Raw genomic sequence first — 15616 nt, 5'->3', positions numbered from 1 at the left:
CCCCGGAATGACGAAGGGCCGGTCCGGGGCCTGAAAAGGGCCTGTGCGCGGGCGAAGCGCACTCCGTGCCCCGCTCGAGCGTCGGCGGACGTCCGGATCGGGCCCCTGCGTCGGGTCGTCAGCCGGTGACCGGCCAGACGTAGTCGAGCCCGGGCAGGGTGTCCGGGAAGAGCGGCGCGTAGTGCTCCGGGTCCTTCTCCACCAGCTTCGAGCGGTGCGAGAGGTGCACGTCGTCGCGGCCGAACCAGGGCGGCAGCTCGATCTCGCCGGCCCGGTAGCGCGCGGCGTCCTCGGGGTCGAGCGCCAGGGCCGCCTCGGTCTTCTCGAGGCAGATGTCGGCGTAGCCGCGGTCGGTCCAGGCGTCGCAGGTCTCGCGCTTGTACGCCATCACCGCCGGCCGGTAGCCGCGCCACATCCGCACGGCGGGGTGGTGCTGCCAGCCGTAGCCGGGCACGGTGAGCGCGCGCATGATCTGCAGCGTCTCGATCCGCTGCTTCCCGAGCCGCTTGCTGTCGAGGGCGCGGGCGGTCGCGCGGAGATCGGGGACGGGGAGGAACGTCTGCACCCGCCCCATTCAAGACGACGCGGATGCTCCCCGGCTGTGTCCGCCCGGACGCCGCCCGGCCACCGGCCCGTCACGCCGATGTCGCCTGCGCGGCGTACCGTGCGGCGCATGACCGGTCTCCCTCTTCTCGCCACCGACGACGTCCAGCTGCGCTGGGCGCGCCCCGAGGTGCTCGACTCCGCCCGGCACCGGATGCTCCGGCTGCTCACCCTCGCCGAGCGCCTGCGCTACGAGGCCACCGGCCGCCGTGAGGCGCGCGACGGCTTCCTCCTCGGCCGGGTGCTCGTCCGCGAGCTCGCCGCCGAGACGCTCGGTATCGATCCGCTCGACGTCCGCGTCGACGCGCGCTGCGAGCAGTGCGGCGGGCCGCACGGGCGCCCGGTGCTCGGCGGCGACCACCCGGCGCTCGAGCGGATGCGGATCAGCATCGCCCACTGCGACGGCGCCGTCGTCGCCGCGCTGGCCACCGGTCGCGGGATCGGCATCGCCGCCGCCCGGACCCGTGCGGTGCGCGAGCGGATCGCGTCGGGGAGCGCGAGCGCGGACCAGGTGCTGCAGGAGCTGCGGACCCGGGCCGTGACCAAGGCCGACGGCCGCGGATCCTCGAGCGGGGACGCGGTGCTCTTCCGCACCCGCGAGGGCGCGACGGAGGCGTGGATCGAGGGCGCGGAGGGCTACCTCGCGGTCTCGGAGCCGGTGGTGCACTCGGCGCTCGTCGTCACGGTCGCGGTCGCGCAGGACTGAGCGCGCGTCGTCCTGCGGCTTGCGGGACTTGCGCGGGCCTCACTCGAAGAGCGAGAGGGTGAGCGTCGAGCGGTAGGCGCCCGCGGCGACGGTCGGCTCGGTGGCGAGCATCAGGTCCGCGGTCGCGGACCAGGACCCCGCCTCCGCGGGGGAGTCGTCGTCGGCGCCGACGAGCACCGCGTCGCGCACGCCCGAGCCGCCGTCGAGGACGCCGGAGACGCGGGGGCCGGCGGAGACCGCGCCGCCGGAGCCGGCGAGCTCCGGGGTCCAGCCGAGGTGCGCCGCGCCGATCGAGGCGCCGCTCGCTCCGGTGAAGTCGCTCGCGGTGCCGAGGACGTACCAGCCGGAGGCAGCCGGACTCTGCGCGGGGTCGCGGGTGTCGGTGACCGTGACGGTGGGCAGGGCGCCGAGGAACTGCCGGCGCAGGGGGGTGGAGCCGGACTCGACGAGGGTGGCGACCGAGTCGGCGACGGTCATCGACAGGGCTCCGGGGGCGGTCGGCGGGTCGATGCTGACGCCGACGTCGACGCCGCCGGCGTCCTGCCGCTCGGGGAGGCGCTCGGGGTCCTGGGGCGCGGGAATCGCGGTGGGGGTGGCGCCGTCGGAGGAGCCCTCCGGGTCGTCGTCCTCCACGGGGGTGGCGGGGGCGGCGGTGCTCTCGGCCGGCGGGACGGTGCAGCAGGCGGTCGCCGCGTCCGTGTCGGAGTCGCGGCCGCTGCGCGTGGCGGACGACGGCCACGGCAGCGCCGTCGGGAAGGCGGTCGCCGCCGGGACGGGGACGGGCGCGGAGGTCGACGTGCTCTCCGGTGCGGTGACCGCCTCCGGAGCGAGAGCCGCCGAGGCGAGGAGGACGGTCAGCGCGAGGGCGGCGGTGGGGACCGCGGTCGCGAAGACGGCGCGGGTGGTGCGGATCACTGAGGTTCCCGTTCTGCCGGACGCGGCGGTGCGCCGACTCGAGATTCCTATCAGTGCGGGGACGGCGGGGGAGACCCCGCTTCCGGGTGCAGCCGGTGGGTGGGTCTCGATGCGCCGCGTGCCGCGGCTACTCGACCAGCATGCAGAGGAGGGGCTGCGGCTCGGCAGGCGAGGGCTGCGCGGTCCATGCTGATCGAGTAGCCCGCGGAGCGGGCGTATCGAGATCCACCACCGTCAGAAGGCGAGTCTGCAGACCCGCCCTGTTGAGGGCGGTGGGTCTCGATACGCCCCTGCGGGGCTACTCGACCAGCATGACAGGCGCCGCTGCGCGGCTGCTCGACCAGCATGCGCGTGGGCTGCGGCTCAGCAAGCGAGGGCGGCAGTTCATGCTGATCGAGTAGCCCGCGGAGCGGGCGTATCGAGATCCGGGCCGTCAGCAGGTGCGGGCCGGGTAGCTCACCTTCTGCTCGAGGGTGGACGGGCCGGACGTCGCGGTCACGGTGACCTCGCCGGACGGCATCGACGCCTGGCGGGTGGTCCAGCTGTGGCTGGCGTTCGCGCCGGCCGCGACGCTCGCGAAGGCCTTCTGCCCGTACGCGGACGAGACGGTGACGCCGATCGGGGCGGTCTCGCCGTTGGTCGCCGTCACCGACAGCACCGCCTTGCCGGCGATGCAGCGCGAGGACACGACGGCCGGGACCTTCAGAGCGGGAGCGGCCGCCTCGGGCACGACGATCTCGGTGATCTTCAGGTACGAGTTCGGCGTCGAGAAGCTGAGCTTCAGCCCCGTGGCGTCGACCGCGGCGAAGGGGACCGTCGTCAGCGCGCCGTTCGCTGCCGGAGCGACGTTCTGCGCGGACGTCGGTCGCCAGACGCCGTCGGTGCCGCGGTAGGCGATGCTCACCGAGGCCAGCGTGCCCTCGGTGTTCGTGAACGACAGCCCGGCGACGCGGTGCGCCACCGTGTTCGTCAGCGTGAAGTCCGCACTGCCGGCGAAGGCCTGATCGGTCCAGGTCGACCACGCCGTCGCGACGTTCCCGTCGCAGGCGTTGCCGGCGGGCAGGGTCGCCCACTTGGTCTGGCTGAACGACGCCGAGACGGCGGCGCCCTTCACCCGGCAAACGTTCACCGGCGGCGCAGTGCCCCAGATCTGCACCTCGGCGATCGACTGCCAGGTGTTCGCGGCGCTCGTCAGGTGCAGGCGGAGGCCGGTGGTGTCCGGCAGCGAGGACAGGTCGAGAGCGACCGTCGGCGCGGCGTCGGTCGCGGCCTGCGAGAGGGTCGCGGCGACGGTGCTCATGGTCCAGGCGCCGTTCACCTGGTACTCGACCTCGATGCGCGAGGGCCAGGTCGCCGTCGCGCCGTCCTTGAAGGCGTGCACGGTCACCGAGTCGAGGTTCTGCGGGCTGCTCCAGGAGAAGGCGAGCCGGCTGTCGCGGGGATAGCCGGTGCCGGTCCAGTCGTCCCAGCCCTTCGCCTTCACGTTCCCGTCGATCAGCGTCGGCGCGAGGTCGGCGCGGCTCGAGACCGTCAGCGAGGCGCCGGGCGCGAGATTCGCGATCCCGGGCTCCGCGACCTCGATCGTGCGGGTGAAGGTGCGGCCGCGCGCGAACTCGGAGTCGGCGGCGAGCGTGCCCGTCACCGTCAGCGTGCCGAGGAGCGCGGGGCCGGTGGGCGCCCAGGTGACCGCGACGTCGCGGGTGGCGGTGCCGGTCTTCACCGAGACCGTGGCGGGCAGGACGGCGGCGACGTCGGCGTTCCGGCGCACCGCGTCGGGGAGGCGGTCGTCGACGACCGACCAGGTGCCGGCTCCGACGCCCTTGTCGTCCCAGTAGGACTCGTTCCAGCCCGCGGCCCAGCGCGCCGGGTCCTCGACGGCGGGGTTGCGCATCTCGAGGCGGCCGTTCTCGCCGATGGTCATCGGCAGCCAGACGTAGTTCGAGTTGGACTCGCCGTCGGCCCAGCGGTCGCCCATGTAGACGTACTTCCCGGGCGCGAGCGTCAGCACGTTGGTCGATTGCGAGCCGAAGGTGGTCTTCCGGGTGTCGCCGACGGAGAGGAGTCCGTCGCCGCCCTCGGGGATCGCGTTGTAGGCGACGTTCTCGTTGACGTCGCCCTTCTCCACTCCGCGGATCCACGAGCCGAGGATCGAGTCGGCCGTGTAGTAGGTCTGCGGGTTGGGCGCCCAGCCGGTCGCTCCGGACGCGATCGTGTAGTACTTCCCGCCGTTCGCGAAGATCGCGGGCGCCTCGAGGTGGCCGCACTCCTTCACGATCTGGAAGTCGGTGCCGCGGACCGGCGCTCCGGCCTTCCCGTCGGCGAAGACGTAGGGGTAGGTGCCGTCGGCCGAGTACTGGCCGGCGTCGAGGGTGTCCGTCGTGGTCGTGCGCTCGACGTTGGTGTAGTCGGCGTCGAGCTTCGCGATGTAGAGGGAGTAGTTCTCCTCGGAGGAGTAGGAGATGTACGCGGTGCCGTCCTCGTCCTGGAAGACGGTCATGTCGCGCGCCTGGCCGGGGACCGCGGAGGTGGTGCAGGCCTGATAGTTCGACCGGTTGTAGAGCCGGTAGACGCCCTGCATCGTGAAGGGACCGGTCGGGCTGTCGGAGGTGGCGACTCCCGCCATCGACCGGGCGTAGGTGCTGCCGCCGGGGGTGATCCGGCCGTCGGAGTGCCACCACATGACCCACTTGCCGGTCTTCTCGTTGAAGAGCACCTTGGGCCGCTCGAAGATCGCGGTGTTCGGCGAGGCCTGCGTGGTGTCGAGGTGGTAGTCGAGCTCGGCGATGCGGTCGGCACGCGGCTGGCCGGCGTCGTCGACGGTGTCGTAGAGGGCGTCGAAGTAGGGGGACTTCAGGTCGTCGGGAGTGGCGACGCTGCGCAGCGCGACTCCCTTGTTCTCCCAGTTGTGGCCGTCGGTCGAGCGGTAGACGGCGACGCCGGGGCTGCTCCAGTAGCCCTTGGTGCGGTCCTCGCCGTACCAGTACTGCACCTCCTGGCCGTTCTCCTGCGTGGTGACGATCTGGCCGCCGTGCGCCTGGATGTGGCGCCCGTCGGTGTCGTACCAGGAGGGCTGGAAGTAGTCGGCGGCGGCGCGGCCCGGGTCCTGGATCGCGGGGTAGTCGGTGTAGACGGGCGGCGGACTCGTCCGCGGGACTCCGTCGTTCGGGTCGGTGACCACGCCGGAGGGGGCGGCCGCCGCGGGGGACGCTCCCGCTCCGAGGAGGACGGCCGCGAGGAGGGCCGCCACTCCCGCCGCCACGGATCGCTGTCGAGGACTCATGCTGTGCTCCTTTGCACGCCGGACCGATGTTCACGCAAACACCGCTTCTCGACCGTACATGGCGACGTCAACACTTGGCGAGGGGTCCGTGCTGCTCCGCTGGTGGACGTGGGTCTCGAGACGCCCCTGCGGGGCTACTCGGCCAGCATGCGGCGTGCGTCCCGAGGTCCGCCGACCAAGCGGTGGGGACTTCATGCTGATCGAGTAGCCCGCGGAGCGGGCGTATCGAGATCCACCACCGTTCGGAGTCGGGTCTGCAGGCCCGGCCTGCTGAGGATCGTGGGTCTCGATACGCCCCTGCGGGGCTACTCGACCAGCATGAGATGCGTTCCGAGGGTCACTCCGCCGGAGGGTGGAAGTACATGCTGATCGAGTAGCCCGCGGAGCGGGCGTATCGAGCGGAGGGGGCGCCTCCGGCGCCATCGCTGGGCGGGGAAGAGGCCGACGTGCATACGGTGGTGGGTCTCGATACGCCCCTGGCGGGGCTACTCGACCAGCATGTCTGCGGGTGTCTCTTCCAAGTAGATCCACCACCGTCAGGAGTCGGGTCTGCAGGCCGGGGCTGCTGAGCGCGGCGGGTCTCGATACGCCCCTGCGGCGCTACTCGACCAGCATGACGCGGCGCAGCCGCGTCCCTTTCCCTCACCACTGCGACGCGAAGCGGCTTCGCCGCCCGATACGCCCCTGCGGGGCTACTCGACCAGCAGGGAGCGCGGGGCGCGCAGCTGCGCGAGCGGGCCGTCGTGCAGGGGCTCCGTCTCCCAGTGCGCCGCGAAGGTGCCGGCGGTGGGGTCGATCGCGAGGTGCAGGCGGTGCGGCGTCTCGAGGAAGATCACGTCGACCAGGAGGGCCCCGCCCTCGCCGGAGCCGGCGCTCGCCGCGAACGCGTCGGTGACGGTCCACTCGCCGGAGCCGGGGGCCAGCAGCAGCCGCTCCTCGCCCTCGATCAGCGCGAGGGTCCAGCCGGCGCCGTCGACCGCGATATCCAGCGCGGTCAGCGAGCGGATCGCCGACCCGGCCGCGGGCGAGAAGCGCCCGGGCTCGGGAGCCGTGGGCAGCGCGGGGAGCGGCGCGAGCCCGAGCGAGCCGAGGCGCTCGAGCAGTCGCGCGTCGGCCTCGACGGTCGAGCCGCGGCCGACCGCCGGCAGCAGGTGCTCCCAGACCGCGGCGAGGAGTGCGCCCGTATCGGTGCTCTGCCCGGTGATCGCGACGACGAGGTCGTGCTCGGGCAGGATCAGGCTGAACTGCCCGTAGGCGCCGTCGGCCCGGTAGCCGTGCAGCGAGCGCCAGAACTGGAAGCCGTAGCCCTGCTCCCAGTCGGGGGAGTCGGCCGGGGGAGTGGCGACGTGGGCGGTCGACGCCTCGGCGACCCACTCCGGCGAGAGGATCGTCGCGTCACCCCAGCGCCCGTCCTGGAGGTAGAGCTGCCCGAGGGCGGCGGCCGCCTCCGTCGTCGTGTGCATCCCGCTGTAGCCGATCTCGCGATCCGAGGCGTCGCGGATCCAGGCGACCTCGCCGATCCCCAGGGGGTCGAGCAGGCGCGGGCGGAGGTACTCGGTCAGCGGCAGGCCGCTCACGCGCTGCACGATGGCGGCGGCGGCGAAGGTGCAGGGCTGGTTGTAGGCGAAGACGCTGCCCGGCTCCTGCTCCGGCGGCAGCAGCAGGAAGCCGCGGACCATGTCCACGGGATCGAGCTCGCGCGCCCGATCGATGGTCTCGGCGGAGTGACCGCTCGCCATCGCGAGGACGTCGCGGACGCGGATCGCCCGTGACCGCGGATCCGTGATCTCGGCGTCCAGCTCCGGGAAGAAGGAGAGGACGGTCGCATCGAGGTCGACGAGGCCCTCGCCCACCGCGAGGCCGACCGCCGCGGCCGTGAAGCTCTTGCTCAGCGAGTAGAGCAGGTGCAGCCGCTCGGCCGAGTACGGCGCCCACCACCCCTCGGCGACCACGGCCCCGGCGTGCACGACCATCAGGCCGTGCAGCTCGACGCCGGGAGCGGCCTCGATCGCGTCGAGCAGGTCGAGGACGCCACCGGCGTCGAGGGCGTGGGCGGAGGGGGTGCTTCTCGGCAGTGAGCGCGTCATGCCTCGATGCTACGCAGGCATGCTCCCGGCCGAGGCGGGGCCGCTGCCGCCGAACGGTCTCGTCGTCAGCGGCCCTCGCCTCCAGGGCTCGTGTCAGCCCGCTGCCGGTCCCGTCGGCAGGGTGAGGGTGCCGGTGAAGGGGGTGGAGTAGCGGGTGCCGAGGGGGGTGGTGCCGGAGAAGGTGCGGCTGAAGGTGATGCTCCCGGCGTCGAGGTCGGCCTGGGTGACCTCGGCTCGGACCTGGTAGTAGGGCGCGGGCTGGCCGGGGGCGAGGGCCATGCTCGTGTCGTTGACGTTGCGGAGTTCGACGTCGCCGCTGTTCACGGGGTAGGCGATCCAGGTGATCCGGGTGCCGACCTTGACGGCTTCGCCGTTCTTGAGTTCGAGGTGGCCCTCGAACTCTCCGGAGAGGCCTGGGCGCTCGGCGGGAGCGGGCAGGGTCAGAGTGCCGGTGACGGCGCCGGAGGTGTAGCGGGTGCCGGCGACGGTGGTGGCGTCGTAGGTCCTGCTGACGCTGACGGTGCCGGCGTCGAGGTCGGCCTGGGTGACCTGGCTCCTCCAGGAGAAGTGGTCGGTGGTCTCGCCGGGGGCGAGAGCCACGTCGATGCCGTCGATGGTGCTCAGCTCGATGTCGCCCGTGTTGGCGAGCTCGGCGGTCCAGGTGATCCAGGTGCCGGCGGTGACGGGTTCACCGTCCTTCGTGTCGAGGACGCCGGTGAAGTGCCCGTCGATGCCGGGGTGCTGGACCGGGAGGGTGAGGGATCCAGTGATGGTTCGGGAGTTGTAGGGGGTGCCGTCGGGGGTGGTGGCGGAGAGGGTAGCGGCGAAGGTGGCGGTGCCGGCGTCGATCTCCTCCTGGGTGAGCTTGGTCTGCCAGTAGCCGTTGGTGGCGGTCTGGCCGGGGGCGAGGTCGGTGTCGGTGCCGTTGAGGTTGTTGAGGGTGACGTCGCCGGTGTTGGTGGCCTCGATGTGCCAGGTGATCGTGGTGCTGGTGGTGGCGGGTTCGCCGTCCTTCTTGTCGAGGGTGCCGACGAGGCGTGCGCTGACGCCGGGGTGCTCGACGGGGAGGGCGAGGGAGCCGTGGAGGGTGGGGGAGTTGTAGGGGGTGCCGTCGGGGGTGGTGGCGGAGAGGTTGGCGGCGAAGGTGGCGGTGTGGGCGTTGATCTCTTCCTGGGTGAGCTTGGTCTGCCAGAAGAGGTGGGTGGTGGTCTCGCCGGGAGCGAGGTCGGTGTGGCTGCCGTTCAAGTCCTTGAGGGTGACGTCGCCGGTGTTGGTGGCCTCGATGTGCCAGGTGATCGTGGTGCTGGTGCTGGCGGGTTCGCCGTCCTTCTTGTCGAGGGTGCCGACGAGGCGTGCGTTGACGCCGGGGTGCTGGACCGGGACGGGCGCGGGCGACGGGGTCGCAGTGTGCACGGTGACGGTCGCCGTCCCGGGCGACGCCTCGTCGGCGTGCGCGGCGGTCGCGGCGCCGCCGAGGAGGACGAGGGACAGCGCTGCCGAGACCGTCATGTCGAGGGCTCGTGCGGTGTGACGGCGGCCGGAGGTGGATCTGGGGGAACTGTGTCGCGGGGTCATGGCGCTCCTTGACGTGAGGGTGAACAGAGGATGTGAAACATTGTCACATCCGTTGTTCACCCGGATCGCGTCCGTCGTTCCCTGTGGCGCGAGACGCGCCTCTCAGTCGGCCGAGGTGGGGAACGGGCCGAGGTCGAGCAGGAAGCGCAGGATCTCGCCGGCCGGGGCGCGGACGGCGGGGCCGGACCCGAGCGACCAGGAGGCGTCCGTCGGCACGAGGGAGCTGCCGCGGGCCGCGGCACGGATGGCCAGCGGTGCGCGGAGGGAGCGGTCGAGCGCGACGGCGCCGGACACGCGCTCGGGGAGCACGGTCTCGGGGGCGAGGGCGAGCTCGACCCGGACCGCCTCGACCAGCTCGGCGACGCCGGAGGGACCGCGGCCGGCGCGGCGGGCGGTGGCGAGGGCGGTGAGCGCCGCCGGCAGCGCTGCCGGGGCGGGGGGATCGGCGGCCTCGCGAGCGCCGAGGCGGGAGGCGAGCCGCTGCGTCGTGCTGCTGGAGAGCCGCACGACGAGGGCGCCGAGAAGAGGGGTGGAGACGGCACTGGCCGCCCCGCCCTCCGCGAAGGAGGGGGAGGCGGCCAGGACGGCGAGCCGGTCGAGCCGATCCGCGACGAGCGGGCGCCAGTCGTTGCTGACCCCCGACTCGTCGACCGAGGCTCCGGAGCTGAGCGGCAGGAACCGCGACCAGTCGGCCACGACCGGAGCGGCTAGCGTCCGCCGGAGCGGCGCTTGTTGTAGACGTCGAAGGCGACCGCGAGCAGGAGCACGAGGCCCTTGACCGCCTGCTGCCACTCGATGCCGATGCCCATGATCGACATGCCGTTGTTCAGGACGCCGATGATCAGACCACCGAGGATCGCGCCGCCGATGGTGCCGACGCCGCCCTGGACGGCCGCGCCACCGATGAACGCGGCCGAGATGGCCTCGAGCTCGAAGCCGTCGCCGGCCTTCGGGCCCGCCAGGTTGAGGCGGGCGGTGAAGACGAGGCCGGCCAGCGCCGCGAGGACGCCCATGTTGACGAACAGCCAGAAGGTGACGTTGCGCGTCTTGATGCCCGAGAGCTCCGCGGCGTGCAGGTTGCCGCCGATGGCGTAGACGTGGCGGCCGAAGACCGAGCGGTTCATCACGACGCCGTAGACGAGGACGAGGACGGCCAGGACGATCAGGGTCACCGGGATGCCCTTGAACGACGAGAGCGCGAAGGCGAACGCGGCGACGACGACAGCGATGAGGACGAGCTTGGTGACGAACCAGGCGCCGGGCTCGACACCCTGGTTGTACTTCTGGCGGCCGCGGCGGGTGCGCACCGACTGCACGGTGAACGCGACGATCGCGAGCGCGCCGACGCCGAGCGACAGCGGGTCGAGACCGGTGGTCTCGCCGAACAGGTCGGTGAGGAAGCCGTTGCCCAGGGCGCGGTACTCGATCGGGAAGGAGCCGATGTTCGCGTTGCCGAGGACGACGAGCGCCAGGCCGCGGAAGATCAGCATGCCCGCCAGGGTCACGATGAACGCGGGTATCCCCACGAACGCGATCCAGAAGCCCTGCCAGGCGCCCACCAGAGCTCCGATGAGCAGCGAGAGCACGATCGAGACGAACCACGGCAGGCCCATGTTGACGGCGAAGACACCGGACATGGCGCCGACGAACGCGGCGATCGAGCCGACCGAGAGGTCGATGTGCCCGGCCACGATGACCATCACCATGCCGATGGCGAGGATGAGGATGTAGCCGTTCTGGACGATCAGGTTCGAGATGTTCTGCGGACGCAGGAGGATCCCGTTGGTCATGATCTGGAACAGCAGCACCACCACGATCAGGGCGATGAAGATGCCGTTCTTGCCCAGGTCGCCCAGCACGTGGCTGAGGCGCTTGGTGAACGCGTTCTCGGTGGGGTTCACCTGCGCTCCCGCCGCCGTCGGCGGGGTGTTCTGCAGATCGGTCATCGTTGCTTCTCCTGGGTCATGAGGGTGAGGACGGCCTCGGGCGTGGCCTCGGCGATGGGCAGCTCGCCCGTGATGCGGCCCTCCGACAGCGCGTAGACGCGGTCGCAGATGCCGAGCAGCTCGGGCAGCTCGGAGGAGATGACGATGATCCCCTTACCCTCCGCCGCGAGCTTGTTGATGATGGTGTAGATCTCGTACTTCGCACCCACGTCGATGCCGCGGGTGGGCTCGTCGAGGATCAGGACGTCCGGGTCGGAGTAGATCCACTTCGACAGGACGACCTTCTGCTGGTTGCCGCCGGAGAGCTTCCCGGTCTTGGCGAGCACGGTCGGCGACTTGATGTTCATGCTGCCGCGGTACTCGTTGGCGACCTCGAACTCGCGGTTGTCGTCGACGAGTCCGGCGCTGGACACCTTGGGCAGCGACGCGAGCGAGATGTTCCGCTTGATGTCGTCGATCAGGTTCAGGCCGTAGTGCTTGCGGTCCTCGGTGGCGTAGGCGAGGCCGTGGGCGATCGCCTCCGACACGTTGCGCATCTTGATCTCCTTGCCGGCCTTGAAGACCTGGCCGGAGATGCGGCTGCCGTAGGAGCGGCCGAAGAGGCTCATCGCGAACTCGGTGCGGCCGGCGCCCATCAGGCCCGCGATGCCGACGATCTCGCCGCGGTGCACGGTGAGGTTCACCTTGTCGACCATGACGCGGGTCGGGTCCTGCGGGTGGTGCGCGGTCCAGTCGACGACGCGGAGGATCTCCTCGCCGATGTGCGGCGTGTGGTCCGGGTAGCGGTGGTCGAGGTCGCGGCCGACCATGTCCTTGATGATCCGGTCTTCCGTCACGTCGTCGTGCGCGATCGTCTCGATCGTCTTGCCGTCCCGGATGACCGTGACGGTGTCGGCGATCTTCTTGATCTCGTTGAGCTTGTGGCTGATGATCAGCGAGGTGATGCCCTGCTCCTTGAGGTGCAGGATCAGGTCGAGCAGGTGATCGGAGTCCTCGTCGTTGAGCGCCGCGGTGGGCTCGTCGAGGATGAGCAGCTTGACCCGCTTGGAGAGCGCCTTGGCGATCTCGACGAGCTGCTGCTTGCCGACTCCGATGTCCTGGATCTTGGTGGTGGGGTTCTCCTTCAGGCCGACCCGGGCGAGCAGCGAGGCCGCCTCCTGGTTGGTCTTGTTCCAGTCGATCAGACCGGCGAAGCCGCGGACCTCGTTGCCGAGGAAGATGTTCTCCGCGATGGAGAGGTAGGGGCTCAGGGCCAGCTCCTGGTGGATGATGACGATGCCCTTCGCCTCCGAGTCGCGGATGCTGGCGAACTGCATCACCTCGTCCTCGAAGACGATGTCGCCCTCGTACGTGCCGTGCGGGTACACGCCCGACAGCACCTTCATCAGCGTCGACTTGCCGGCGCCGTTCTCTCCGCAGATCGCGTGGACTTCGCCGCGCTCGGCGTTCAGCGTGACGTCCTGGAGCGCCTTCACGCCCGGGAACGTCTTGGTGATGCCGCGCATCTCGAGGATGTTCGTGGTCACGCGTGCCTCCCTTCCTTCGTAGTGGGGGAGGGCGCCCGATGGGCGCCCTCCCGGGGTAGTGCTGACTTCAGTGGAGGTGGCGCTTAGCCGTTGACCTCGGCGTCGGTGTAGTAGCCGCCGTCGACGAGGACCGACTGGATCTGGTCCTTGGTGACGATGACCGGCTCGAGCAGGAAGGACGGGACGACCTTCTCGCCGTTGTCGTAGGTCTCGGTGTCGTTGACCTCGGGCTCGGTGCCCTCGAGGACGGCCTGCGCCATCAGCACGGCCTCCTTGGCGAGCTCGCGGGTGTCCTTGTAGATGGTCGCGTACTGCTCACCCGAGATGATCGCCTTGACGGAGTCGAGCTCGGCGTCCTGACCGGTGATGATCGGGAAGTCGGTGCCCACGGTGTAGCCGGCGTCCGTCAGCGCGGAGATGATGCCGCGGCTGAGGCCGTCGTAGGGCGAGAGGACGCCCTGGATCTTCGAGCCGTCGGAGTACGTCTTGGTGATGATGTCCTCCATGCGGCTCTGGGCGACCTCGGGGTCCCAGCGCAGCGTGGCGACGGTGTTGAACTCGGTCTCGCCCGACTTCACGACGAGGGTGCCCGCGTCGATGAACGGCTTGAGGGTGTCCATCGCGCCGTTGAAGAAGAACGTGGCGTTGTTGTCGTCGGGGCTGCCGGCGAAGAGCTCGATGTTGAAGGGGCCGGCCGGGGCGCTCGCCGCGGCGGTGCCCTCGAGGTCGGTCAGGCCGAGGCCCGCGAGGAGCGAGGTGGCCTGCTGGACGCCGACCTTGTAGTTGTCGAACGTGGCGTAGTAGTCGACGTTCGGCGAGTCGCGGATGAGGCGGTCGTAGGCGATGACGGGGATGTCGTTGGCCTTGGCCTCCTCCAGCACGCTGGTGAGGGTGGTGCCGTCGATCGAGGCGACGATCAGGGCCTTGGCGCCCTTGGTGATCATGTTCTCGAGCTGCGAGACCTGGGTGGGGATGTCGTCCTCGGCGTACTGCAGGTCGACCTGGTAGCCGGCCTCCTCGAGCTGCGACTTGACGTTGTTGCCGTCGGCGATCCAGCGCTCGGAGGACTTGGTCGGCATCGCGACGCCGACGAGGCCGCCGTCGCCCGAGCCGGAGCCCGAGTCGCCGGAGCCGCTCGAGCAGGCGGCGAGGGAGAGGATCATCGCGCCACCGGCGAGGCCGGCGATGAGTGCGCGCTTCATTGTGGTCACTGTGATTCCTTCGTCATTGAATGCAGCGGGTGCTGGGCTGCCGCGGGGTGCCAGCGGCGGCGGGACGCTCATGTGAGCGATCACATGGAGTGATGCTAGACCCGCTGGCGGCAATCGTGCCACCACGGATGTCTCGACTCGATAACGGCGCGAATCATCGGTGCGCCGCGCGCGCGGCGGTCGCGAGCGACCGGGGAACCGCGGTCGAGCCGCGGACCATCAGCTGCGGGTCGATCGGCGGCGACGCCTCGGGGCGCTCGCCCTCGATCAAGCTCAGCAGCGTGGCCACGCAGCGGCGGCCGAGCTCGGCGAAGTCCTGCCGCACGCTCGTCAGCGGCGGCCAGTAGTAGGCGGCCTCGGGGATGTCGTCGAAGCCGATGACGCTGACGTCCTCCGGGACGCGGATCCCGCGCTCGTGGAACGCGCTCATCACGCCCAGCGCCATCTGGTCGTTGGCGGCGAAGACCGCGGTGACGTCGAGGAGGCGGCTGAGCTCGAGCCCGACGTGGTGGCCGCGCTCGGCGCTCCAGTCGCCGAGGATCGGCGGGCGCAGCGGCAGGTTCCGGTCGCCGAGCTCGACGAGGTACCCGCGCATCCTGGCCTCGGCCTCGATCCAGTCCTGCGGACCGGACAGGTGCACGATCTCGGTGTGGCCGAGCTCGATCAGGTGCGCGGTCGCCATCCGCGCGCCGGCCATCTGGTCGACGTAGAGCGCGTCGCCGCGCTCGGCGTCGGTGGTCTGCAGGGTGACGTTCGGGATCCGCAGGGCGACGCCGGAGAGGATGTCGAAGACGCGGATCTGCGGGGCGATGACCACGAGACCCTCGACCGCCTGGTTGAGCAGGTGCCGGATCCCGGCCTGGATGGAATCGCCGTCGGTGCCGTCGACGTTGGCCGTGACGACGAGGTAGCCGGCGTCGCGGGCGGCGACCTCGATGGCCTGGATGCTCGACGCGGGGCCGAACTGGAGGCTCTGCGAGGAGAGCACGCCGATGGTGCGGGTGCGGCTGGTGACCAGCGCGCGGGCGGCGAGGTTGGGGCGGTAGTCGAGCTCGGCCATCACGCCGAGCACGCGCTTCTTGGTCTCGGCGCGCAGGCTCGGGTGGTCGTTGAGCACGCGTGAGACGGTCTGGTGCGACACTCCGGCGGCGCGGGCGACGTCGTAGATGCTCGGGGCCCGCGGCGCGGGCTTGTCTTCCGGCATCGGGCACCGTGGCTTCCTGTGATCGGGCGGCGCTTCGTCGCAGGGACGCGGGTGCCGCTGCGATGCGGGGCCCGCCCGTCCGCGGGCGCGTGTGAGCACACCTTACGTCTCCCGCGGGGCGGAACCCCTCTCAGGGGGACGCGGGGGTGCTCGGGGCTCCGGCTCGTGGAGCGGGGGCGGGCACGTCGGATCGCGGGGTTCCGGCGTGCCGGGGGTGGTTCCGCGTGCCGGAGGTCGGGGCGACGGAGGTTCGGCTCGCGGGATGGGGTCGGGCTCGCGGGATCGCGGCGTTCCGGCGTGCCGGGGGTGGTTCCGCGTGCCGGAGGTGGGGCGGGCGGAGGTTCGGCTCGTCGAACGGAGTCGGGCTCGTCGGATCGCGGAGTATCCGCGCGCCGGGGGTGGTTCCGCGTGCCGGAGGTGGGGCGGGCGGAGGTTCGGCTTGTGGGATGGGGTCGGGCTCGCGGGATCGCGGGGTTCCGGCGTGCCGGGGGTGGTTTCGCGTGCCGGAGGTGGGGCGGGCGGAGGTTCGGCTCGCGGAACGGAGTCGGGCTCGTCGGATCGCG

11 protein-coding genes are annotated in these 15616 nt (G+C 71.3%); 1 reads left to right on the top strand and 10 read right to left on the bottom strand.

Translation table 11 applies throughout. From position 1 onward, the window contains the following. Positions 1-118: 118 nt before the first annotated feature. Positions 119-574, bottom strand: coding sequence for an MSMEG_6728 family protein (locus EDF36_RS15275; protein WP_221181671.1), 456 nt, complete (start codon positions 572-574; stop codon positions 119-121). 99 nt (positions 575-673) lie between these two features. Here EDF36_RS15275 and EDF36_RS15270 point away from each other — a divergent pair, with 99 nt between their 5' ends. Next, the gene (locus EDF36_RS15270) at positions 674-1309 is read left to right on the top strand and encodes a 4'-phosphopantetheinyl transferase superfamily protein (RefSeq protein WP_123733657.1); all 636 of its coding nucleotides are present in this window, start codon (positions 674-676) and stop codon (positions 1307-1309) included. A gap of 39 nt (positions 1310-1348) precedes the next feature. On the opposite strand, the gene EDF36_RS15265 is transcribed toward EDF36_RS15270, so the two are convergent. The 9 genes from EDF36_RS15265 to EDF36_RS15225 form a co-directional block, all read right to left on the bottom strand. Beyond that, entirely contained in the window at positions 1349-2224 is an 876-nt protein-coding gene (locus tag EDF36_RS15265) for a hypothetical protein (RefSeq protein WP_123733656.1), read from the bottom strand. Positions 2225-2657: 433 nt separating this feature from the next. Then, entirely contained in the window at positions 2658-5504 is a 2847-nt protein-coding gene (locus EDF36_RS15260) for a glycoside hydrolase family 43 protein (RefSeq protein WP_123733655.1), read from the bottom strand. A gap of 692 nt (positions 5505-6196) precedes the next feature. After that, positions 6197-7591, bottom strand: a complete 1395-nt coding sequence (locus EDF36_RS15255; protein WP_123733654.1) for a serine hydrolase — start codon at positions 7589-7591, stop codon at positions 6197-6199. A 93-nt stretch (positions 7592-7684) separates the two neighbouring features. Then, positions 7685-9100 carry a hypothetical protein gene (locus EDF36_RS15250; protein WP_123733653.1) on the bottom strand — a complete coding sequence of 472 codons (1416 nt, stop codon included), beginning with the start codon at positions 9098-9100 and terminating at the stop codon, positions 7685-7687. Between the two features lie 168 nt (positions 9101-9268). Beyond that, complete coding sequence (locus tag EDF36_RS15245; RefSeq protein ID WP_123733652.1) at positions 9269-9862, bottom strand: hypothetical protein; 594 nt, start codon at positions 9860-9862, stop codon at positions 9269-9271. Positions 9863-9873: 11 nt separating this feature from the next. After that, complete coding sequence (mmsB, locus tag EDF36_RS15240) at positions 9874-11112, bottom strand: multiple monosaccharide ABC transporter permease (protein ID WP_123447756.1); 1239 nt, start codon at positions 11110-11112, stop codon at positions 9874-9876. Then, the gene (mmsA, locus tag EDF36_RS15235) at positions 11109-12638 is read right to left on the bottom strand and encodes a multiple monosaccharide ABC transporter ATP-binding protein (protein ID WP_123705243.1); all 1530 of its coding nucleotides are present in this window, start codon (positions 12636-12638) and stop codon (positions 11109-11111) included. The genes mmsB and mmsA overlap by 4 nt, the downstream gene beginning before the upstream one ends. An 83-nt stretch (positions 12639-12721) precedes the next feature. Beyond that, the gene (gene chvE / locus EDF36_RS15230; RefSeq protein WP_123733651.1) at positions 12722-13840 is read right to left on the bottom strand and encodes a multiple monosaccharide ABC transporter substrate-binding protein; all 1119 of its coding nucleotides are present in this window, start codon (positions 13838-13840) and stop codon (positions 12722-12724) included. A 163-nt stretch (positions 13841-14003) separates the two neighbouring features. Further along, complete coding sequence (locus tag EDF36_RS15225) at positions 14004-15053, bottom strand: LacI family DNA-binding transcriptional regulator (RefSeq protein WP_123733650.1); 1050 nt, start codon at positions 15051-15053, stop codon at positions 14004-14006. Between the last annotated feature and the right edge of the window lie 563 nt (positions 15054-15616).

Origin of the sequence: Rathayibacter sp. PhB152, from assembly GCF_003751395.1 — a bacterium.
GTDB lineage: Bacteria > Actinomycetota > Actinomycetes > Actinomycetales > Microbacteriaceae > Rathayibacter > Rathayibacter festucae.
This window is presented reverse-complemented; position numbering and strand designations above follow the sequence as displayed.